Genomic DNA, 21,582 nt, shown 5'->3' with positions numbered 1-21,582 from the left:
AAATATACATTTAAAATACCATTTATTGGTTATAACCCTACAATTACAACTGAAAAGCAAAGCGTCATATTGAAGGCCCGCCGCAACCAGCGGGCCGATAGCATCACGACTGAAGCGTGGCCAGACGAGCGGCAAAACCAACGAAAATCAGGCCGATTAGGGAATTACCCACTTTGGCCAGTTTTTTCTTCGTGCGAATATACTGTGTCACGAACGCGCCGGAGAAAATAAGGAAGCTCAGATAGAAAAAGCTCACTACTTCAAGCGTAATGGCCAAAATAAAGAATGACAGCCCTGAGTGCGGTGCATTGACATCAATAAACTGCACAAAGAACGAAACATAAAACAAAATAGCTTTGGGATTCGTCAGGCTCAGAATTAATGCTCGCTTAAAAATAGCGCCAAACGGGACTTCCTCGGCCGCAGCATCGCTTGCTTTCGATTTCAGTGTCGCATACAGGATCTTCGCACCGAGGTACAGCAGATAAAACGCGCCAAGATAGCGAACGATGTTGAACAAAACGGGCGTTGTTTTGATCAATGCGGCAACACCGGCATAGGCCAAAAACATCAACACGGCATCACCGATAAACACACCGCTTGCGGCGAGATAACCACCCTTCACTCCCCGACCGACGCTGTTCTTCAACACAAATATCGTATTTGGCCCCGGTACCAACACGATAAAAATGGCTCCCACCAGATACGTCCAGTAATTCAGAACTCCATACTCTGCGAACACGTTAACCTCTTCCTGAAAAAACACATGCACTTGCTGCGATACAATATGCTAACGAATGCATCGGGTGATGGAAAGAGAAGGTTATGAATTAAAAAACCCGCCACTGGTGACGGGTGTGTACAGATAAGGTTAGCCCGGATTAATGGTGCAGCATCTCATCCACAACCTCTTCTCCCTTCAACTGATAAGGGTAGTAGGTAGGCCAGTTTTCCATCTCTTCAAGCAAGGCTGCCTGCGAGGTATTTCCCATAAAGATATGGAAGTGGCTCGATTTACGCGGCGCGATAATATGATCGCTAAATTGCACATATTTAGGCGCTTTGCTGTCAGCAGCTTTACACTCAAACAGATACCGTACACCTTTCTTGCCTGATTTATAATTCAGGATTTTATATCCGGCGTAGTCGTATTTACATGATGCAACCTGATTCCCGGTATGAAACTCCATCACGCCATTTTCAATACCGATAGTGTCTACGTTGGTTGCATAGCCTGTACGGTAATACGCTTTGATTTGTTCTGCCGTTTTGCTTTTATCTTTCTCCGCTTTCTTTTTGAATACTGGGTCAAGTTCGCCGCTGACCAGATACGGATAAACAGATTGCCACATGCCATCCCAGTCGGTCAGCGCCCTGTTCTGCACCTGGTTATCATCAAATACCCCTTCCGACGCCTTTTGTTCTGCTTCACTCATTGGCGCACCATGGGAATGATGACCATGCGCCAGAACCGAACTACTGACTAAAAGCATCCCCAGAGCGATTGTCAGTTTTTTAAAACGAATAGCCAAAATTTCACCCTCAAATCATTTGCGAGTGAAATGTTATAATATAACATCACATTTAAATCAACGGCGTTGTGAAGCATTTAACCGCTCTGGTGCGCGATTTTCCAACGGCTGTCAAAATGGGCCTGATACTGCGCAACAACGGCAGGTTCGTCACGAATAACTAACACATTTTCAGAGTTGGCAAATTCTGCGGATTTGGCAAAGTTGAACGAACCGGTTTCCAGCGTGTCGCCATCAATAATCATTACCTTGTCATGCTGGATGTGGTAGTGACCATCCAGTTGCACATCAACCCCATTCGCGGCAGCAAACGCGATGGCCTTCTGGCTAACCTTGCCCTGGTTACGTTTCTTATCGATAACAGCCCGAACCACTACGCCTCTCTTTTCAGCGTTTACCAGGGCCTGAACAATATCTGCAGACTGAAATGAATAAGCCATCATATCGATGCTGTGCTGCGCATGGTTAATTGAATCCAGCACTAAAGCCCGAGCCGACCCTTCCGGTGAAAAACCCACCTGAATGGAAGCATGTGCTGCAAAAGCCCCCGCCCCGTACATTAGCGCAGCCACAGCGATAGTTTTTACGATCACGTTAGTTATTTGCCTGAAATGCGAAAGAGACCTAAGAGAGTAGCGCTCGCGTGCAGATCTGATCAAGCAGCGCCTGCTGATGACTGATAATGAGCATACCCAATGGCCGACGCTGAGATTCTTCAAGCAGCAGCGCCCAGATATCCCGTTGAATAGAAGGATCAAGCTGGGCTGTAATTTCATCGGCAATAAGAAAACGTGTCCGCGGGTCCAGCGCGCGAAGTAAAGCAATTCGCGCCAGTTCACCACCTGAAAGTTGTCCGGGACGGCGGGTTAACCACTCTGGATTGATGTGAAGACGGGTAAGCATTGCAGCATCCGGTCGCCATGCATCATGCACCGCATCACCGGTGCTGCGTCGGGGGTTAAAAGTTAATTCTGGATGCTGTGGCACCAGTTGCACCGGACAATACTGGTGCATCGGCAACGGTTGGTCATCAATCAGAATGTCACCGGAAGTTGGTTTCTGCCAGCCCGCCAGCACGCGTCCCAACGTCGTTTTGCCAGTTCCACTGGGCGCACAAATCCCAATACGTTCTCCAGGGCGTAGAGAAAAGGTCAGATTTTGCCACAGAACCTTTTCCCCCTGACGGATTGTTACATCACGACAGCACAGCATCGCGCTCTCCAAAAAGTTGATTTCTTTCAGGCAGTGCCCGCCATTGTCGTTGCAGGTGTTCGCTAATCTCTCCGCGTAACAGCTGTTCCCGGCTGACGTTATCCGACACCCTTCCCTGATGCAGTGCGACAATACGATCCGCATGGCGGGCCGCCAGCGTGAGGTCATGCGTTACCCACAAAACACCAGCCCCTTGCTCACATTGCTCACGCAACTGTTCAAGCAGTTGATTAGCGAGAGGTGCATCAAGCCAGGCGGTAATTTCATCCGCCAGAATATAGCGAGCCTGACTCAGAGACGCATGACAAGCCAGAACACGTTTTGCCATACCGCCTGAAAGCTGACGCGGAAAAGCATCTAATACGCGACTTTCCAGTCGACTACGCTGGAGCAATCGTTCAATTTTTCCGGCATTCCACTGCTGGTCAGAAAGCTGGCATGCCCTGCGCAGATGTTTTTCAATCGAGAGCAGCGGGTTAAGTGCCTGAATACCTTGTGGGACGTAGCTGAAGGTATTGCCACGACATTTGCGAATATCATCACTGCCCAGCGCTTTACCTTCCAGGGTAATAACGCCGTTGAAACGCAAATTGTCTGGTAAGAGATCGAGCAGACATTGCAGCAACAGGCTCTTACCTTCCCCACTTCCCCCAACTAGCGCCACCATCTGACCAGGCGCTACGTCGAAAGAGATATCCTGCAACAGCGAAGACCAGTTTTTCGCGCCGTACCAGCGATAACGCGCCACGTCCAGCGAGACCTGCCTTAAACTCAACATGCGTCACCTCGTAACCATAAACGATGCACCGCCCTTGCGAGCTGATCGAATAACATCACCAGACTGAACAGCATCAGTCCTGGAAACAGCACTAACCACCAATCACCATGACTGATAAACCTCAGCGCATCCGCCAGCAGCAGGCCCAGCGACGGTTCATGCGGTGCCAGTCCAAAACCGAGGAAGCTTAACGCCGCGCTGTGTAACACCGCATGGGGAAACATCAGCAATGTCCCGGTTAACCACTGGGGTAACAACGCTGGTAGATAGTGATGCCGCCAGCAGTAAAAATGGCCGTGTCCCAGACGCCAGGTCAACGTCAGATAGTCACTGTGGGCCACGCGCTGCGCTTCAGCACGCAGGATCAGCGCCAGACGCGGCCAGTGCGTTAGTGCAACCGCCATGATTACCCCGTTTTTCCCGCCGCCCAACGTAAAACAGATCAAAATAAGCAACAGCAGATGCGGCATCGATAGCATGGCATCAGTAATCAGACGCATAAGCACATCCAGACGCGGATGTATGCGCGAAACCGCCGCCATCATTAACGCAATCAAGCCACTGCACAACGCCGCACCAATACCAATTTGCAGACTGGTTAGTGCCCCCTGAAAACAACGGATCCACAGATCGCGACCGAGGTTATCGGTGCCAAACCAGTACATCGCATCAGGTGGAAGATGACGGGCAAGCAGATTAACGCTCAACGGGTTATCCAGCATTGCGGCACCATACACTGCAATGAATAACAGGCAGCTAAAAGAGAACAAAAGACGAATTAGCGTCGGCGTCGGGTTATAGAGCATCAGGTCGCTCCAGAGCACGGTTCAACATACGGACAAGCCAGGTAGACAGCGAGTTGCCAATGAATACCAGTACGGTACTGAACAACACAATCCCCATCAGTAACGGCAGATCGCCGCGTAACCCGGCATCAATAGTGGCCTGCCCCAGTCCTGGATAAGCAAAGACTTTTTCGGCCAATAGTGCACCTCCCAACAGTTCTCCCAGTGAGGCAAACTGCAAACACAGCGCAGGCGTAATTGCATGACGCAGAACCTGATGACGTAACAGTGACCAGCCTTTATCTCCCTGGGAACGCGCAAAACGGACAAATTCGCTTTTCATTACGCTGGCGATGCTTTCCCGCGTGTGAAGCGTAATTTGCCCCAGCCCCAGCAAACTGAGCGCGCAAACGGGAAGCACCAGATGACGCAGACGCTCGGTCAGCGTCGCCATATCGCCGCTGTTGCCCGGCTCCCACGCGCAGCAGACCGGAAATACCGGCCAGCGCACGGCAAATAACGCCAGCAGCAACATGCCAATCCAGAAGGTCGGCAGCGAAGAAAGCAGATAGCTGAGGCGACAGATTGCTTTGTCCGGCCATCGATTCAGGTAGCGACCCGCGACAAATCCCATTGCCGTTCCCAATATGCCGGAGAGTAGCCACGCGCCGCCAAGCAGCGCAAACGAGGTGGAAAAGCGTTCCTTGATCACGCTGGCAACCGGCGCATTAAACAACATGGAATAGCCGAGATCGCCCTGCAATACACGAACAAACCAGTGACCAAAACGCTCCCATAGCGGCTGGTCCAATCCCCAGCGAGCAGCGATCCGCGCATATTGTTCCGGCGGCACGTGCAGGAGATCGTTGCCGATATAAGCGCGAATCGGATCGACTGGAGAAAAACTGAGCAGCACAAAAGTGCCAGCCGCAACCAGCACTAATAGCACAATCAGCCGTAGAAAATGGCCCACAACAGACTTCATCAACGGCAGGTCCAGGTCCATTCGTCCAGATTATTGAGCAGTGACCAGCTACCGTGAATCTCCGGTGCGCCTTTGCCTAAATCAATACACGGATTTGCCAGATAAGTGTGCTGAATATTCAGCAGCCATGCCCAGGCAGCATCGCCCTGCACGCCAGCCCCTTGCTTACCATCCCACTCCACCTGTTGCCAGAAAGGCAACGCTTTTTGCCAGTCTGGGGCGTCGATAGCCTGTTTAAGATGCTGTTCAACAACAGGATTGCTGTAATAACCTGGGTTGTAATATTCCACGCCCGCGGCCTGATTACTGTAATGATGGAAAAGCTCCATCGGATCCAGGCTTCCCCAACCAAATAACGTCGGGTTCGCATGCATGTGACGTTCAACGGTTTCCCAGCTTCCTGACTGTAGTGATACCTGAATGCCCACCGGTTCCAGCATTGCGCGAACAGCTTCGGCTAAATCCCGGCGCGTACTGTCACCGCTGGCGTACCATAAAGTCAGTCGAGCCTCTTTGCCGTCTTTCACTCGCACGCCATCTTTACCTACCTTCCAGCCGGCTTCTTCCAGAATCGTACGTGCTTTTTCGCTATCACCATCTTTGAACGCAACGGATTGCCCCTGCCATGGCAGCCCCTGCACTGCGCTATACGCAGGAATCGCATGACCCTCCATGACCTGATCGGCAAGCTGCTTACGGTCGATGGCATAGTTGATGGCGCGCCTGATGGCAACATCGGCAGTGATATCGTTCCCAATCGGATAGCCATTGGCATCTTTTTTACCTGCAGGAACCATCGGGAACACAATGCCCCGGTTTTCCACGCTATCGCGTACCCAAAGTTTCAAATTTGTCTGCTGAGGAGCGACCGCCATCGACGGCGCGATACGTACGAGTCCCAGTTGGCCACTGCGCGCTGCGGCATAAGCGTTATCTTCATCAAGGAAGACAAACACCAGCTTACTGAAATCATTTTTCTTACCGGCATACCAGGGATTAGCCTCCACGATCAACTGCTGTCCCGGCTGAAAACTCACCAGCCGATAAGGACCTGCGCCAATCGGATTTTTGGCAAATGTTTTTTCGTCATACCGTTTCGCCGGAACAATACCCAAAGAACCCAGCACATTCACAAAGGTGCTCTGTGGGCTATTCAGCGTAATTTCTACCGTACGGTTATCTTTCAGGCTGGCATGGGTGAAGTTTCCCATGTCGATTTTGCCGCCGCTTTTTGCTGCTTTGTTATAGGTGAACACCACATCTTCAGCGGTTAGCGGGGAACCATCAGAGAATTTAAGGTCAGGTTTTAACGTCAATATCCAGGTTTTGCCGTCTGCGCTGGTCTCTACTTTTTCCGTCAGCAGGTTTCCCCAGCTCATATCTGCATTTTGTTTTAATAATGGTGCATGCAAAAGCAAATAGCTGCCATGACTCCAGCCCAGCATCGGGTCAAACCCTTCCGTTGGTTCTGGTCCAATTGCCAGTTTTAACGTCTGCCCTTCGCTCGCATTTTGCGCGGCAAGAAGTGGTGAGGTTAATGCGAGAGTCAATGCGCACGTAAGCAGTGCCAGCTTGCCTTTGATCATTATGTTATCCAGATTTACGTTATTTTTATGCCGCATAACGATTTACCGTCGTTAAGCAGTCTCCTGGGGAAGGGATTATGGCGGACCGAAATGATGAAAAAAATGATGCGGCGCAGAAAAGTATGACGATTTTCTAAAATTATCATACTTTTTTCTGATACTCCGTTATGAGTACGATGTGAATCTCAGAAAATAGATTAATCCCTCGCCATTTATTCACAGGAATATTAATCCCGAACTAATAATTGCCTATGCGGACTATTGGCCCTTCCTGCTAAATCCTTATCTAAAATTCATGACAATTTATGTATATTTATTCAAGAAAAACACCAGAAGTGACAAGTTATGTAAATTTGTAATGATAATTATTTGTATTATTATTTCCATCAATTATCTTACTGCCTTTGAATTTTTAACAAAGGAAGTTTGACTATGCGTTTAAAACCTGTTGCCTCTGTCGTTCTGTCCTGTTTAGGATTTTCCAGCCCCCTGGTATTTGCTGAAGATGTCATGGTGGTAACCGCTTCCGGTTATGAAAAGAAAATCACCAATGCCGCCGCCAGCGTCTCTGTTATTTCGCAGCAAGAGTTACAAACCAATAAATATAATGACTTAGGTGAAGCCCTGCGTTCTGTTGAAGGGGTAGATGTTGAAAGCAGCACCGGTAAAACCGGCGGTCTGGAGATCAGCATCCGTGGCATGCCTGCCAGCTATACCTTGATCCTGATTGACGGTATTCGTCAAAACGGCAGCAGCGACGTAACGCCAAACGGTTTCTCTGCCATGAATACCAGCTTTATGCCCCCGCTGGCGGCAATCGATCATATTGAGGTGATCCGCGGCCCGATGTCGACGCTTTATGGGTCCGACGCAATCGGTGGCGTGGTGAATATCATCACCAAAAAAAGCACCGATAAATGGAGCACTTCCATCAATACCGGCGTTAACCTGCAAGAGAGTAATAAATGGGGTAACAGTACGGTCGCCAACTTCTGGTCAAGCGGCCCGTTGATTGCGGGCGTACTGGATATGCAGGTTCGGGGGAGCACAACCCAGCGTCAGGGTTCCAGCGTCACCTCCCTCAGCGATACCGCCTCCACCCGCGTACCTTATCCTACCGAATCGGAAAACTATAATATTGGCACGCGCCTCGACTGGAAAACCAATGAGAACAATACGCTGTGGTTAGATCTCGACTCCGCCAGACAGCGCTATGACAACGATGACGGGCAGTTGGGCAACCTGACAGGGGGGTATGATAAAACGCTACGCTATGAGCGTAACAAAGTGACCCTCGGCCACGATACAGCCTTAACGTTCGGCACCTGGAAATCCTCCCTCGGCTGGAATGAAACCGAAAACAAAGGCCGGCAATTGGTATCTTCCGCACTCACGCCAGAGAACGCTGGCCGGGCCGGTGACGCACGTGAACTGAAGAACACCAACGTCATTCTTGACTCAGTGCTGCTGACGCCATTAGGTGATTCGCACCTCTTAACCCTTGGCGGAGAATTCTGGGATGCCCGGATGAAAGATGGTGTGGTACTGGCCAATACCGGCGAGACGTTCCATCAAAAAACGTGGGCAGCCTATGCGGAAGATGAATGGCATATTCTCGACTCGCTGGCCTTAACCGCAGGAACACGCTATGAGCATAACGATGTCTTTGGCGGTCATCTCAGCCCGCGTGCCTATATGGTCTGGGACGCATCCGACGAATGGACCCTCAAAGGCGGCGTAACGACAGGTTATAAAGCACCATCACTAAGCCAGTTGCATAACGGGATCAGCGGTGTAACCGCGCAGGGAACGGTGAATACGGTCGGTAACCCGGACCTCAAACCTGAAGAAAGTATCAGCTACGAAACCGGGCTGTATTACGAGAACGACGCCGGGCTTAACGCCAACATTACCGGCTTCTATACCGAATACAAAAATAAAATTGTCTCATATTCTATCGATGATAATACCAACAGCTATACCAATAGCGGCAAGGCGAGGACCGATGGCGTTGAATTTGCCAGCACCTTCCCTCTATGGTCGGATGTGCTGACCTTATCTCTCAACTACACCTACACTCAGAGCAAGCAAAAAGATGGTGAAAATAAAGGCGCGCCATTAAGTTACACCCCAAAACATATGGCTAACGCCCGTCTGAACTGGCAGGCAACGGAAGATATGAACGCCTGGCTCAGCGCACGTTATCGCGGCAAAGCCCCACGCTTTACCGAAAATTACGACAACCTTAGCGCGGTACAAAAGGCCGTCTATGACGATAAAGGCGCTGATTTAAAAGCCTGGACCGTTGTCGACATGGGGATGTCTTATAAGCTGACCAAAGATCTGACGCTTAATACGGCGGTTAATAACGTGCTGGATAAAGACTTTAGTGAGGTCAAATTGTATCAGGTGGGGCGTAATAGTACTTACGCAGGTGATTACTATCAAACGGCGCAATCCACCACTGGGTACGTAAACCCTGGTCGTAACTACTGGGTATCTTTAAATTATCAGTTCTAATTTTATAAGATCCTGCTGGTCGGGGCACACTAATACCCCGACCAGCAGAATATTATTGAAAGAAGACACAAGATATAATCAGCAACTTATTTTAACATATAAGAATATTTAAACAATTAATACAGAAACACCCCTTCCTGCACCATTAGATATAATGCCAAAACAATAACCCCGACGATACCGCCTAAAAACAAGACTGCGGCAATCGCAAGCTGGTTGCGATTTGTGTTCTTCGCTTTGCTTCGCACATCCAACTTATTTTTCGCCGCTCTATGACTTGAATCACGCTCCATCGCGAATGTTATATCTGCCATACCATTATCCAGTTGCTGTATATGAAAACATAAATAACCACCACATCGATAAGGGTATAGATTTTAACTAACAGAATCTGAGATTTGTCTCACGATAAAGATAATCGTCGGATTTTTGCTACCGAAGCAGATTTCATGCTCACTTTTGATCAATAAGGTTATCTTGTAGTTATTCGACAAAAACCTTCACTTTAGGCTTTGACAGCAGAATCATGACGAACTCAGTGAAGGTTACTGGTTTATAGAAATAGTACCCTTGCAGGAAAACAATGTTGTTTTTGTTGAGATAATCGAGCTGAGCCTTCGTTTCAACCCCTTCTGCAACGATGCTTAAAGACAGCTTGCGCGCCAAATCGAGGACGCAATCCAAAATTCGGGTTGAATCGGGAAGCTCATTTACCCTTCCCACAAAGCTCTGATCGATTTTAATGTAATCAATGTGCAGGTCATGCAAATAAGAAAGCCCAGAATAGCCCGTACCAAAATCATCCAGCGCAATCACAAAGCCATTCTCATGCAAGGTATTGAGCCTTTGCACAAGATCTTCATCCACATCTAACGGCTCGCGCTCAGTAACTTCGATTACCAGATTGAGGTCATCGCGGTTAAAACTATCCCTGTAATGCAGGCACTCCTGCACGAATGTAGGGGATGTGATATGGGATGCGCTGAAGTTAATGCCGACATGGAAGCCGGATGGCAGTTTGCTGGCAATGGCGTTCATGTTTTCCGCGACCTGCCTCATCAGGCTTTGAGTTAGTGGCACTATCAGGCCTGATTTTTCAGCGACGGGAATGAAGGAAGCAGGAGAAATATACCCGGCCTTAGGATGTTTCCATCGGGCCAGCACTTCAACACCGCGTAACGTCCCCTCGCGACCATTTACGATAGGTTGATAAAAAGGCACGATCTCTCCTTTTACTATCGCCCTGCGCAACGTTTCTTCAGGGGTATCGTTCTTGTTCAGATACTTATCAATGGCATATGCGGCGGCGAGCGATATCAGTAGGATAAAAATCAGGATCCCTAAACCATGCCTGATCAGCCTTTTAGCACTAAACAATGGTGGTTCAGCGTAAATGATGCTGAAGGAATATTTCGCGGAATTCACTTGGCCAAACTTCTGCGCATTTGCAGCAACAGGTTTCACATCGCCCAATAAACCGAGTACTGCGTCACCCACAAGCAACGAGTACGTTACTCCCGCTAACGGGACATTCAGTGCCCCTCGGATATGCACGCCACTTATGGTGACGATGATACGGCCTGTGTGAAAACGTGTTTGATACAGCAGAACTGGTATTTCATTCTCGGTATTGCTTGCGGGAGTCAGTTGTAAATTAGTATCAGCTATAACGGGAATATGCTTAAGTAATATCCGATTACCCGGCAAAGAGGTACACCAAACCTTCCCCTGTCGAATAATTATCAGCGTTCGCAAATGGGGTCGGAGCGCAGCTTCGGTTCCAAGTTGGTATTGTCCCTCCAAATCGCATTTTTTTTCAGCGATGTGCATAGCGGTACGGGTTGCCTGGAAAGCTTCATCAAGTATGTTATCCATATTTTTCGCGGCATATCTGGCCCCCCGAGGGTTTCCATCGAGGAGGAATACCAAAGCTGCATATTAAGAATAAAAACACCGATTAAAAAAAGACACACCGCAGCAGTTACCGGTAAAAGTGCTTTGCGCATTCTCATGTCCTGTGGTGAAAACTGATCAGTCGTTGCGATGAGCATTGACGTGTTCTAATTTATCTCTACAGAGCATGGTAGACAGAAACAAAAGTCGCCATGCGCCCAGTCACATTTCCTCAATAACAACGTAACTTACTAATTTATTGATAAAATCATTACTGAAATTTGCAGTACAAAACCGGCGTTGCACCTCATCCAATTTTGCTATCATTGGAATGAACTAATAAGAGGTAATCAAATGAAAATCTTTATCACAGACAATGACGGTAACCTGATTCCTGTTGACGGAAAAAGCGTTGTCATCGAATTGAATAGTGGCGGAACCATCGAGATCGCCGAGGAGTACAGCCGGGACGATGTTCCTGAAGGCATTAATCTGTGGGGCGGACGAGAACCCTCCCCTTCACTCTCTTTCGAGGAAATCAAAGCCAGAACAGAAGGCCTGGGCGTTTACCCCATCGCAGCCAACGCTCTACATGTATTTCCGTACAAACTTTCAGCAAAAGAATAATTGCACGCACCGGGTGCGCACGCGTATATGGGCTGTGCGCAATTGCTCTCATGGCTTTGCTGTCCGCACCAAGAAGTCAGACCAGATTGAAGTGATAAAGCCGTTCGTGCACACTATACGCTCTCATGACTAACAATAGGTTATAACCCTGATGGATCAGGTTGATGTTCTTGAAAAGATGTTTGAGCAAGTGAGAAAGGAACATAACTTTCCGTGGTTTTACTCTGAACTAAAACGCCAGAATATTGCTTATTATATTTACTACCTGGCTACTGATAACATCAGAGTTGTGACAGAAAATGATGAAGTAATATTAATAAGAGGGAAAAGAGACTTATTGAAAGTCAGTACAAATAAGAACCCGGAACAAGTAAAAAAAGCAGCCCAGATTCATTATTCCGGGAAATCCACATTTCGTGAATATACTGCAACACTTGTCAATGCTGGCGTTTTCCGATGGGTTACGGATGTCAATGATAACAAACGGCATTACTACTCTGTTGACGATACGCTTTTATACATGGAAGATGTTGAGAACAATAATCCATTAATATAATGATAGTTGAACTAGTAGTCCGGTTTCTTCCACTCAGCACCGTAGAAGCTGGCTTAAGGGACAAACCCGCGTGAAGGATCACCACATCGGGCTACAGTCATAGTTAATGCGGAACACTGCGGCGACATGACGCATGATTATGTCACTGTACTGTGCTTAATTGATTGGACACCCAGGTATATGAAATCCGCAATTAAGCTGGCTCAGTTAATTCAGGCATTGCGTCCTGATGTACTCCTGCAGGTAGTTATCTTCGCCGTGTTCTTACCTACCATGTCGACGTAGTAACCTCTGCACCAGAACTCCCTGTTCCTGTATTTAAACTTCATATCACCAAACTGCTCATACAACATCAGACTGCTTTTCCCTTTCAGATACCCCATAAAGCCGGATACGCTCATTTTGGGCAGGATTTCCATAAGCATATGGATACGATCTGCACAGCACTCCTATTCCAGGATCCGCACGTTTTTCACTCACACAGCTTTCTTAAGATGCTGCCTATCGCCCTACCTTTCTCCCCGTAGAATGCTTGTCTTCGGTATTTGGGCCCAAAAACTATGTGATATTTACAGTTCCATCGGGTGTGCGCTAAGTTCTTTTCGTCTCCCATTGGGACCCTCTTTTGATTTCTTGTTTAACCCTTGCAGTTGCCAGACCGCAAGGTGTTTTAACAAATCAAAAAGGGTTTTAATAACTGGCCCAAAGCTGAAAGCTTTCCGGCCCCCCAGTCTAGCTGGGGGTTTTCTGTGCACAAAAAAACGGGAACCTCTCGGCTCCCGTTCTCATACAACCCAAGGTCTGGATTACATGTTTTCGATGATCGCGTCACCAAACTCTGAACATTTCAGCAACTTAGCACCGTCCATCAGACGTTCGAAGTCATAGGTTACGGTCTTGGCGTTAATCGCGCCTTCCATACCTTTAACAATCAGGTCAGCCGCTTCGACCCAACCCATGTGGCGTAACAGTAGATTTAGCAATTTATTATATCCAATTGAATTAAAACGATTTTATGCTTAGCAAGTATCTAAACTTGTTTTTTTACCTTCACGATAACTCACTGATTTTGTATAGTTTACGTAGCATTTTGATAACCACTTTAGGGCTAAATGGAGGTTCGCTTGAAAACTTCTGTTCTCATTCAGAAATTAATGGAAATTGACAAAACTGTGCCATTCGATGCGGACGTAGTGACCGGTGAGGAATGGTGGCCGACCCCTATTTCTCGTGTTTATCACAATCCGCCACATACCTATGTAGAATTTGAAACAGGTGAACAATCGCCAGATGATCCTGACGAGCTAAGTATTTATAGCGAATTAGAAATTCGTGCACATCAAATGATGCAAATTAGAGATTTTGTGCAATCTAACAAGGGGCTGAAGCCTGAAGAAATTGTTTCGGAAATAAACGTTCAAATTGAACGTCTGAGAGCAATGGCTGAGGCAATTTTGAAACAATAATTCATGTTCTATGTTCTTCATACCGGCAGTGGGTTCAACTCCCGCCTGCTCCACCAATCATGATTGGACAGTGATAGTACATCACCAGCAATAACAGGAAGTTAGCAGTCTCAGCAGGACACCGACCAGACGGTGATGGGGCAAAAAAGGATACACAAAGGAGCCGTGGCTCCAGAGTGACATGAAAGCTCGCTGATGCGGGCTTTTTTGTTTTTGCTCCTTTGCCTCATTCGCCACGCTCAATGCGACCACAAACAGCAGCCCACTTTTCTTTCACCATAGCCTGTCACCTTCCCCTCATTCCTGCTTTTTAGCCATAACTTATGTGAGCGTCTGCTATGAGCGAAGTGCAGACGTTGAGGGCTATAAGAAGACTACTTAATGTTAGTCGGCTTCAACACAAGCGTGCCGTAGTGTGCTTCGCGGTGACAGTTCGGACAGAGTGCGATAGCATTTTCAACAGAGTCTTCTCCACCGTTAGCAAGCCACTCCACATGATGCACTTCAAGATACGGTCTACCATCTTCCCGCTTGAATGGTGCATCACGTAGGCAGCTTTGACACTTACCTCCAGCTAAGGCTAATACCTCTGCTACAACGAGGGGATTACGCTTGAAGGTATAGCTCTTTATAATGACCCTTTCTGGCGTGGTGTTGGCTGTAGCCAGCTTCTCTCTACGTTGTTCTGAGGTAAGTTGAGACGCTGTTTCTATGGCCTTTTCAAACTCACTTTTAACCGGACGTGTTAGCCATTTGCCGTCTGAAGCTTCATAGATTTCAAAAACACCATGAAGTGCGGAATCATAGACCTCGAAAACGTTTCCGCGCTTGAAAAGTCGATCATATTCATGGTGGCGATGGGTGGCATCATCTGTTCGTCTGGCAGTCCTGTTAAAACTCCAGTGACCACGATTGCAGTTAACTGCGTTAACTATCAGATTCAAATAAGTATTGTCTTTGTAATGTGGAAATCTTTTCTTTAAAATTGCATCGACCTGAGCAGCCGTAGCTTTTCCAGCAAACTCGTTTTCAACTATCTCAGCGGTTGTTGTGCGGATTGGTTTATCACCATAAACATACTTACGAGCCATTTCTCTATTCCTTGAAAAGTTCTGGAAGGTGTTGCTGAAGCATAGGCGCGGTGAACATCTTTGACCTGCTCCCAGCAAACTAACATAGCATGATGTAAGCAAGTTCCGCTCCTGGCACAAAGCGGGCTGACATACTGAGCTTAAGGTCCGCTGTGAGCGAGAAGCGAACATTGACATATCTGTTATAGTAACCAAATTTAGCTATTCACTACAGTTGTTAGTGGTTGGTCAGGACTATATGTAAAGATTGCCGTTATACAGTTGGGTAGTAATCAGGGGCTGGTTGGTTAATTTTGGTGATAATATGAAAAGATCAGAGTAAGAAAACACAGATTCAAAAGGGGGTTATGAGATTGTAATCGCACTAAATCCCTGAGAGTATCCTTAACTGATTTTATGCACCCTGCATAAAGTGATCATTAGTCACTTAGATTTTTCTTAAGTCTATTTAAAAAATTTTCTACAGCTTTAAACTAAAATGAACACCAATATTTGGTCAAGTATTATATGTTAATGTTAAAAACCGCCATTAGGCATACAAACAAACTTGCTTTAATGGCGGTTTTTATTTATCCTAAAGACTTATTGATTTGTTTTAGGAGTCTTCCGACATTTCCAATTTTATTATCTTTATCGGCCTCTTCTCCCAGCCATTCTTTGGACTTTCTAAGATATCCTCGAGCCGTATCATCCCTATATTTTCTCCAATACTTCAGGGACTGATCTGCATATGACATAGCATGAAATGCCTTTCTTAAATCAGCATCATGACATTGCTCTAACGACTCCATACTTTCATCCAATGCTTTTCTAACATCATTTGAATCCGCTCTGCCAATATTTGCTTTAAACTTAATAATCGCGTAAGAGTTTCTGACAGACCAGTTACCGCTTCCACTTTTCGCTATGGCCTCATCAATAACAATAAATGCTCTTTCATGATTACCTCTTCTACTCAAATAGAGCGCTTTCTGCTGCAAGTTAAAGGGGGAAGCATGTTTTCTAAAGATAATATCATATATTTCCTCACCATCATTGGTTTCTGGAAATGCTTTTTCAAATAACCTGGCATCATAAGCGCGTCTTTTAAAAGCATCATAATTAGGAATACAAAAACGTGATACATTATTATGGAAGTTAACTAACATACAAGCAAGTTCTTTTTCTGGAGCTATAGTTGTAATATGTTCCGCCAGTAGGTTTGAGCGAATTGAGAAGCAATCCTGATCACTATCAGAATATTCACCAACGTTCTCAGATAAGCAACTACTCAATATCTGTATTAAAGCATATATTTCTTCATGCCCAACACGTTCCCCTTGGAAATAACTGTAAATAACATCCATTGATGTCACGCTTCGGCTATTATGAAGGTAGCAAGCCAGCAAAAATAGTTGCACTAACTTCTCATCCCTCTTCTTTAATTCATTCAGAACATTCTTAAATCTTTCTTTAATACTTGGAGTGCGACAGTTATGCTCAATTAATTCAAATAATGAATCGCCATCTTTCTTATTATAAAATTTTCTTGATTTTAAATCCACTGGTATATTATCCGTAATCCCTTGGCAATCAGCATCAGTTATTTGAGTGATATCAATTATCTCGATGTTTTTCCTTAAAAAGTTTGCCCTAGAAGCTGAGAGGTAAGCATAATCTCTTTCAGCTATAACTAATTTAATATTTGACTTGAGAGAAAGGTTATTAAGAGCATCCATTGAAGTTTGCATGTTATCTACAAACAGAAGAACTGGAATATCTTTTAATCTTGCAGCTAGAGTTTCAGCTTTAGTTATAGATATATCCGAGAGAAATAATTTGACGCCATTAAAGTCATGAAATGCTGCCAACTGCATTAATAGGGTTGATTTCCCTGTAGCAGGCCCGCCTGTAATTAGTATATTCTTCCCGCTATTTATATATTCCTCAACAATTGAATAATAACTCAATCTAATTACGCGAGATGAATAAATATCACTCCAGGAGGGATTGGCCCCTTGGTAAAAGTCATTAATTGACCGTCTTTCTATTTCTGAATGAGACGGTACAGAATATTCCATAAACGGATTTTGATACTTATTAATTGTACCATCAACGGAATCAATGCCTTCGAAGCTAGATAAATAATCTAAAAACTCCTCTGTATCTGCACGTATTATCTTAAGGTCTAATGATTGATAATATTCAATCTCACCCTCATCAACAAACTTAGGGTGTACAATTATCCAAGCATTTTTCCTGTTTTTATCATTCAGTGCATCTGCAAATACCTGTAAAGTTCCCGCATCCTTTAGTGCATACCCCCAAAAAACAGTTGGGAATTTATTCATTACAGATTTTAAATAATTCCACTTTGTTGGTTCAGTTGAAAAAGCATTAGCAATATCAAGGTCACCAAATATTAAATGAGACTCAGGATCACTGACCGACCCATGTAAATAAAAATAATCTATAGCAATCTTATCTCTAAAGCTTACGCCATTAAACATTGCATTATTAACATATTTATGAGGATTTCCTTTGAATATTTTCTCTACAAGATTATCTATATTTGTAGTAAATATATTCTTAATGTTTACATTCGCCAATTGCTGATATTTAGAACTAAAATCGCCAACTTCATATCTAGCTCGTATGTAACGGTAAAGGTCCTCTCTCCTGGATCTAGAGATTAAAGTACACAATTGAGGTAGCTGTAGTATGGATGGAGAACCTGGAAACTCTCTGATAATTTCCTTTCTAAGCCCATCACCAATCGGAAGTATTTCCCCATTTTTATCAGAAGCTAAAACAGAAAACCCAGCCCCGGTAAAAACATTAATACCTTCTCGCAAAACTCGCTCAAAAGTATTTTTACTTTCAATTTCCATTAGAGATTCCCTATATTTGTTTAGAAGTTGAGGCTTTATTTTAAGAGATAGCATTGATTTTAGTGAAACTTCTGGTCAGAAAAGCCTATGATTTTAACTTTATCCTTTATTTTACGAACTTTCAAATGTTGATTGGCAGGATTTAAAAATAACACAACCAATTGAAATACAATGCTTTATCGTATCTAAATCATATCACCTAATAACAATGTTAATTCTGTCCGTAAAGTTAAAAACACACATTGAAGACATTATAACTTCGAGTTCGTACAGTCAAGAATCGCCTCTGGCGGTGATGGCGGGCGACAACTTTTGACAACTCATACCCATCACCAACTGACTGACCTGTTTGCGGTTGTTTAACACACTGCTATGTCATCAACGTCCGCTTCTGGCACAGAACGGACCTAAACATTAACAAGCGTGTACCAGAAATAATAAAAAGCTGAAGAATGTCAAATGGGGACCTGGCAGTAGAACTGGCATCTGACCGACCATCCTACTCCAAACTCCCAAGGGGGTTTTGATAACTTATTTTGATAAAATTTTGATAACCGTTAGCAGCCTAACAAAAAACAACGGGAGCGTTACGCTCCCGTTAATGAATTTAACAAATTACCGCATTACATGTTTTCGATGATTGCGTCGCCAAACTCGCTACATTTCAGCAGTTTAGCGCCTTCCATCAGACGTTCGAAATCGTAAGTTACGGTCTTGGCGTTGATCGCGCCTTCCATACCTTTAACAATTAAATCAGCCGCTTCGATCCAACCCATGTGGCGTAACATCATTTCAGCAGACAGAATGATGGAACCTGGGTTCACTTTATCCTGACCTGCATACTTCGGTGCAGTACCGTGGGTTGCTTCGAACAGAGCGCATTCGTCACCAATGTTTGCACCCGGCGCGATACCAATACCACCAACCTGTGCGGCCAGCGCATCGGAGATGTAGTCACCGTTCAGGTTCATACAGGCAATCACGTCATACTCAGCCGGACGCAGCAGGATCTGTTGCAGGAACGCATCGGCGATAACGTCCTTAACCACGATCTCTTTACCGGTTTTCGGGTTCTTGATTTTCACCCATGGACCGCCGTCGATCAGTTCACCACCGAATTCTTCACGCGCTAACTGGTAACCCCAGTCTTTGAACGCGCCTTCGGTGAACTTCATGATGTTGCCTTTGTGTACCAGGGTAACTGAATCACGATCGTTGGCGATGGCGTATTCAATCGCTGCACGCACCAGACGTTTAGTCCCTTCTTCAGAACACGGTTTGATACCAATACCGCAATGTTCCGGGAAGCGGATTTTCTTCACGCCCATCTCTTCGCGCAGAAATTTAATCACTTTCTCAGCATCGGCAGAGTCAGCTTTCCACTCGATACCCGCGTAGATGTCTTCGGAGTTTTCGCGGAAGATGACCATGTCGGTCAGTTCAGGGTGTTTAACCGGGCTTGGTGTGCCCTGATAATAACGCACCGGACGCAGGCAGACATACAGGTCAAGTTCCTGACGCAGAGCTACGTTCAGAGAGCGAATACCGCCGCCAACAGGGGTGGTCAGAGGGCCTTTAATGGCAACACGATATTCACGAATCAGATCTAAGGTTTCAGCAGGCAGCCAGACGTCCTGGCCATAAACCTGAGTGGATTTCTCGCCGGTGTAGATTTCCATCCAGGAGATTTTACGCTCGCCTTTATAGGCTTTCTCGACAGCAGCATCGACAACTTTGATCATCGGTGGGGTTACATCAACGCCGATACCGTCGCCTTCAATGAACGGGATAATCGGATTTTCAGGAACGTTGAGTTTGCCGTTTTGCAGGGTGATCTTCTTACCTTCCGCCGGAACAACTACTTTGCTTTCCATTCACCTCTCCTTCGAGCGCTTCTGGTTCTGCTCGTCTGTCATCACGCTGCATGTGCGTTTGCGTCCTGCTACACGGATGCGTTAGAGCAACTTTTTGTTAATGATTTGTAATGAGCGTGTCAATACTACCCTATTGTTCGCCGCCATGAAAGACACTCGTTCTTAGGCTATAATGCGGCAATTGATATAATCTGAAAATACCATGCAAAAAACTTCTTTTAGAAATCACCGGGTTGAGCGATTCAGCTCACGACAAGTCACTAAGCAGCGTAAAGAAAACCAGCCAAAACGCGTGGTTTTGTTCAATAAACCCTACGATGTTTTGCCACAATTTACTGACGAGGCTGGCAGAAGCACGTTAAAAGATTTTATTCCCGTGCCGGGAATTTATGCGGCGGGCCGACTCGACCGGGACAGCGAAGGGCTTTTGGTGCTGACCAATGACGGCGCTCTGCAGGCGCGGTTAACGCAACCCGGTAAGCGTACCGGGAAAATTTATTACGTCCAAGTTGAAGGTGAGCCGACAGCAGAAGCGCTGGACGCCCTGCGTAACGGAGTAACGCTCAATGATGGCCCCACTCTACCCGCAGGCATTGAAGTAGTGGAGGAACCCGTATGGCTGTGGCCGAGAAATCCACCGATTCGGGAAAGGAAAAACATTCCCACCAGCTGGTTGAAAGTTACCTTATATGAAGGCCGCAACCGTCAGGTACGTCGTATGACAGCGCATGTTGGATTTCCTACGCTGCGCCTCATCCGCTATGCCATGGGGGATTACACGCTGGAAAATCTTGCTAACGGCGAGTGGCGGGAACTGAAATCGTAACCGTACGGTTTAACGTGAGTGTTAACAGGGAAGAATGATAAAAAATGGATAAGCAGCTTTTTGCAGCATTCATCCTGCTCGGCGTGTCACCGTTTTGTTCAGCAAAACTGGACTGTGAGACAATTGCCGGAACAGCAGCCGGAGAGGCAAACTACCTTTATGAGTCTGCCAAAGTAAAAACCGACTCACGCCTGCATTTCTATTCTGCACCAGCAACAGAGTGTCAACTCCCCGCGTTCATGGTCAATGGCGACACCGTCGAGGTACTCAGGAGTTCACAGCGCTACAAAAGCACGGGCATGCTTTCCAAAGATGAGCCTTATAGTTACGTACGTTATCGGGACGCTAAAGGAACCTTCGCCACCGGCTGGGTCTCGGTAGATGGATTAACGCCGTTATCCAGTCCGCTTGCAGTAAGCGCGTCTTGCCAGACATGGGCAAATAAAGCGATGTCGCAGCGCGGGTTCTTACCCTCCTCCTCCACAAACCACTATCAGGTAACAGGAGACACCCGCGCATGGTTCTATGCGATGCCAACCGAACAGTGTCGCAGCCCGTCCGTATTTTTAGTGCCCGGCGACCTCGTCTCTGTACAAGAACAATCCAACGATGATTTTATGGAAGCGGTCTATTACACCACCGATCGTCAAATTATACGCGGTTGGTTAAAAAAGTCGCAGTTACAGGCTATAAACAGCGGTGACCACTATCGCGACGACATCAACCCGCTGTCGACAGAAAAAGCAACGAGAGTCGCCACCCTTGGGCTACGTCACGACCACCAATGTATCTTTTATGAAAGCTGGAATGCTAAAAAGGCCATTGAGATTATCGTGCGCGAGGATCATCAAACCGCATTGTGCCGTGGAGGGGCCGACCCACAAACGTCACCTCCCGTGGCTTATATCAGTATTGACAAGGCCAGCGGTGAAATTCGCTGGCCAGATGTTGCCGAAGGATTTGCTGAGGAATAAGGGGGAA

18 protein-coding genes and 3 pseudogenes are annotated in these 21,582 nt (G+C 46.3%); 6 read left to right on the top strand and 15 right to left on the bottom strand.

What is annotated here, in order from left to right:
• Positions 1-103: 103 nt before the first annotated feature.
• The 8 genes from leuE to C2U43_RS10260 form a co-directional block, all read right to left on the bottom strand.
• Positions 104-742 (bottom strand): leucine efflux protein LeuE, encoded by a 639-nt coding sequence (leuE, locus tag C2U43_RS10295; RefSeq protein ID WP_048227040.1) that lies wholly within the window; start codon positions 740-742, stop codon positions 104-106.
• A 139-nt stretch (positions 743-881) separates the two neighbouring features.
• Positions 882-1,532, bottom strand: a complete 651-nt coding sequence (gene zinT, locus C2U43_RS10290; protein ID WP_003832427.1) for a metal-binding protein ZinT — start codon at positions 1,530-1,532, stop codon at positions 882-884.
• A 77-nt stretch (positions 1,533-1,609) separates the two neighbouring features.
• Positions 1,610-2,125: a phospholipase D family nuclease gene (locus tag C2U43_RS10285; RefSeq protein WP_003832425.1), complete on the bottom strand. Its 516-nt coding sequence runs from the start codon at positions 2,123-2,125 to the stop codon at positions 1,610-1,612.
• A gap of 31 nt (positions 2,126-2,156) precedes the next feature.
• Complete coding sequence (locus tag C2U43_RS10280; RefSeq protein ID WP_008784505.1) at positions 2,157-2,744, bottom strand: ATP-binding cassette domain-containing protein; 588 nt, start codon at positions 2,742-2,744, stop codon at positions 2,157-2,159.
• The gene (locus tag C2U43_RS10275) at positions 2,728-3,522 is read right to left on the bottom strand and encodes an ATP-binding cassette domain-containing protein (protein ID WP_008784504.1); all 795 of its coding nucleotides are present in this window, start codon (positions 3,520-3,522) and stop codon (positions 2,728-2,730) included. The genes C2U43_RS10280 and C2U43_RS10275 overlap by 17 nt, the downstream gene beginning before the upstream one ends.
• Entirely contained in the window at positions 3,516-4,328 is an 813-nt protein-coding gene (locus C2U43_RS10270; RefSeq protein ID WP_003832419.1) for an ABC transporter permease, read from the bottom strand. Before C2U43_RS10270 ends, C2U43_RS10275 begins: the two co-directional genes overlap by 7 nt.
• Positions 4,318-5,292, bottom strand: coding sequence for an ABC transporter permease (locus C2U43_RS10265; protein WP_048214387.1), 975 nt, complete (start codon positions 5,290-5,292; stop codon positions 4,318-4,320). The genes C2U43_RS10270 and C2U43_RS10265 overlap by 11 nt, the downstream gene beginning before the upstream one ends.
• A complete protein-coding gene (locus C2U43_RS10260) occupies positions 5,292-6,914 on the bottom strand; it encodes an ABC transporter substrate-binding protein (RefSeq protein WP_103285072.1) in 1,623 nt (540 codons plus the stop codon). Before C2U43_RS10260 ends, C2U43_RS10265 begins: the two co-directional genes overlap by 1 nt.
• 396 nt (positions 6,915-7,310) lie before the next feature.
• Between C2U43_RS10260 and C2U43_RS10255 the strand changes: the two genes are divergently transcribed.
• Positions 7,311-9,398 (top strand): TonB-dependent receptor, encoded by a 2,088-nt coding sequence (locus tag C2U43_RS10255; protein ID WP_103285071.1) that lies wholly within the window; start codon positions 7,311-7,313, stop codon positions 9,396-9,398.
• Positions 9,399-9,514: 116 nt separating this feature from the next.
• Here C2U43_RS10255 and C2U43_RS10250 read toward each other — a convergent pair whose 3' ends face one another.
• Together C2U43_RS10250 and C2U43_RS10245 are read right to left on the bottom strand one after the other, a co-directional pair.
• Entirely contained in the window at positions 9,515-9,712 is a 198-nt protein-coding gene (locus C2U43_RS10250) for a hypothetical protein (RefSeq protein WP_079935314.1), read from the bottom strand.
• A 169-nt stretch (positions 9,713-9,881) separates the two neighbouring features.
• Positions 9,882-11,404, bottom strand: a pseudogene (locus C2U43_RS10245) (EAL domain-containing protein).
• 241 nt (positions 11,405-11,645) lie between these two features.
• On the opposite strand from C2U43_RS10245, the gene C2U43_RS10240 reads away from it, so the two are divergent.
• Together C2U43_RS10240 and C2U43_RS10235 are read left to right on the top strand one after the other, a co-directional pair.
• Complete coding sequence (locus C2U43_RS10240; protein WP_063941461.1) at positions 11,646-11,918, top strand: hypothetical protein; 273 nt, start codon at positions 11,646-11,648, stop codon at positions 11,916-11,918.
• Between the two features lie 151 nt (positions 11,919-12,069).
• Positions 12,070-12,474, top strand: coding sequence for a DUF1398 family protein (locus tag C2U43_RS10235; RefSeq protein ID WP_103285070.1), 405 nt, complete (start codon positions 12,070-12,072; stop codon positions 12,472-12,474).
• 212 nt (positions 12,475-12,686) lie between these two features.
• Here C2U43_RS10235 and tnpA read toward each other — a convergent pair.
• Both tnpA and C2U43_RS10220 read right to left on the bottom strand, forming a co-directional pair.
• Positions 12,687-13,087 (bottom strand): annotated as a pseudogene (gene tnpA / locus C2U43_RS10230) (IS200/IS605 family transposase).
• A gap of 193 nt (positions 13,088-13,280) precedes the next feature.
• Positions 13,281-13,448 (bottom strand): annotated as a pseudogene (locus C2U43_RS10220) (isocitrate/isopropylmalate family dehydrogenase); the annotation flags it as partial.
• A 150-nt stretch (positions 13,449-13,598) separates the two neighbouring features.
• Between C2U43_RS10220 and C2U43_RS10215 the strand changes: the two are divergent.
• On the top strand, positions 13,599-13,940 hold the full coding sequence (locus C2U43_RS10215) for a hypothetical protein (protein WP_231587310.1): 342 nt from the start codon (positions 13,599-13,601) through the stop codon (positions 13,938-13,940).
• Positions 13,941-14,314: 374 nt separating this feature from the next.
• Here C2U43_RS10215 and C2U43_RS10205 read toward each other — a convergent pair whose 3' ends face one another.
• The 3 genes from C2U43_RS10205 to icd all read right to left on the bottom strand — a co-directional run bounded on the left by C2U43_RS10205 (position 14,315) and on the right by icd (position 19,775).
• Positions 14,315-15,031, bottom strand: a complete 717-nt coding sequence (locus tag C2U43_RS10205; protein ID WP_045281728.1) for an HNH endonuclease — start codon at positions 15,029-15,031, stop codon at positions 14,315-14,317.
• Positions 15,032-15,600: 569 nt separating this feature from the next.
• Positions 15,601-17,901 carry an SIR2 family protein gene (locus C2U43_RS10200; RefSeq protein WP_158654534.1) on the bottom strand — a complete coding sequence of 767 codons (2,301 nt, stop codon included), beginning with the start codon at positions 17,899-17,901 and terminating at the stop codon, positions 15,601-15,603.
• A gap of 623 nt (positions 17,902-18,524) precedes the next feature.
• On the bottom strand, positions 18,525-19,775 hold the full coding sequence (icd, locus tag C2U43_RS10195) for an NADP-dependent isocitrate dehydrogenase (protein ID WP_103285067.1): 1,251 nt from the start codon (positions 19,773-19,775) through the stop codon (positions 18,525-18,527).
• A gap of 202 nt (positions 19,776-19,977) precedes the next feature.
• Here icd and rluE point away from each other — a divergent pair, with 202 nt between their 5' ends.
• Both rluE and C2U43_RS10185 read left to right on the top strand, forming a co-directional pair.
• Positions 19,978-20,601 carry a 23S rRNA pseudouridine(2457) synthase RluE gene (gene rluE / locus C2U43_RS10190; protein WP_003832405.1) on the top strand — a complete coding sequence of 208 codons (624 nt, stop codon included), beginning with the start codon at positions 19,978-19,980 and terminating at the stop codon, positions 20,599-20,601.
• 44 nt (positions 20,602-20,645) lie between these two features.
• Positions 20,646-21,575, top strand: coding sequence for a hypothetical protein (locus C2U43_RS10185; protein WP_103285066.1), 930 nt, complete (start codon positions 20,646-20,648; stop codon positions 21,573-21,575).
• The last annotated feature ends 7 nt before the right edge of the window (positions 21,576-21,582 follow it).

Origin of the sequence: Citrobacter freundii complex sp. CFNIH9 (genome assembly GCF_002903305.1) — a bacterium.
In the GTDB taxonomy this organism is placed as follows: Bacteria; Pseudomonadota; Gammaproteobacteria; order Enterobacterales; family Enterobacteriaceae; genus Citrobacter; species Citrobacter portucalensis.
This window is presented reverse-complemented; position numbering and strand designations above follow the sequence as displayed.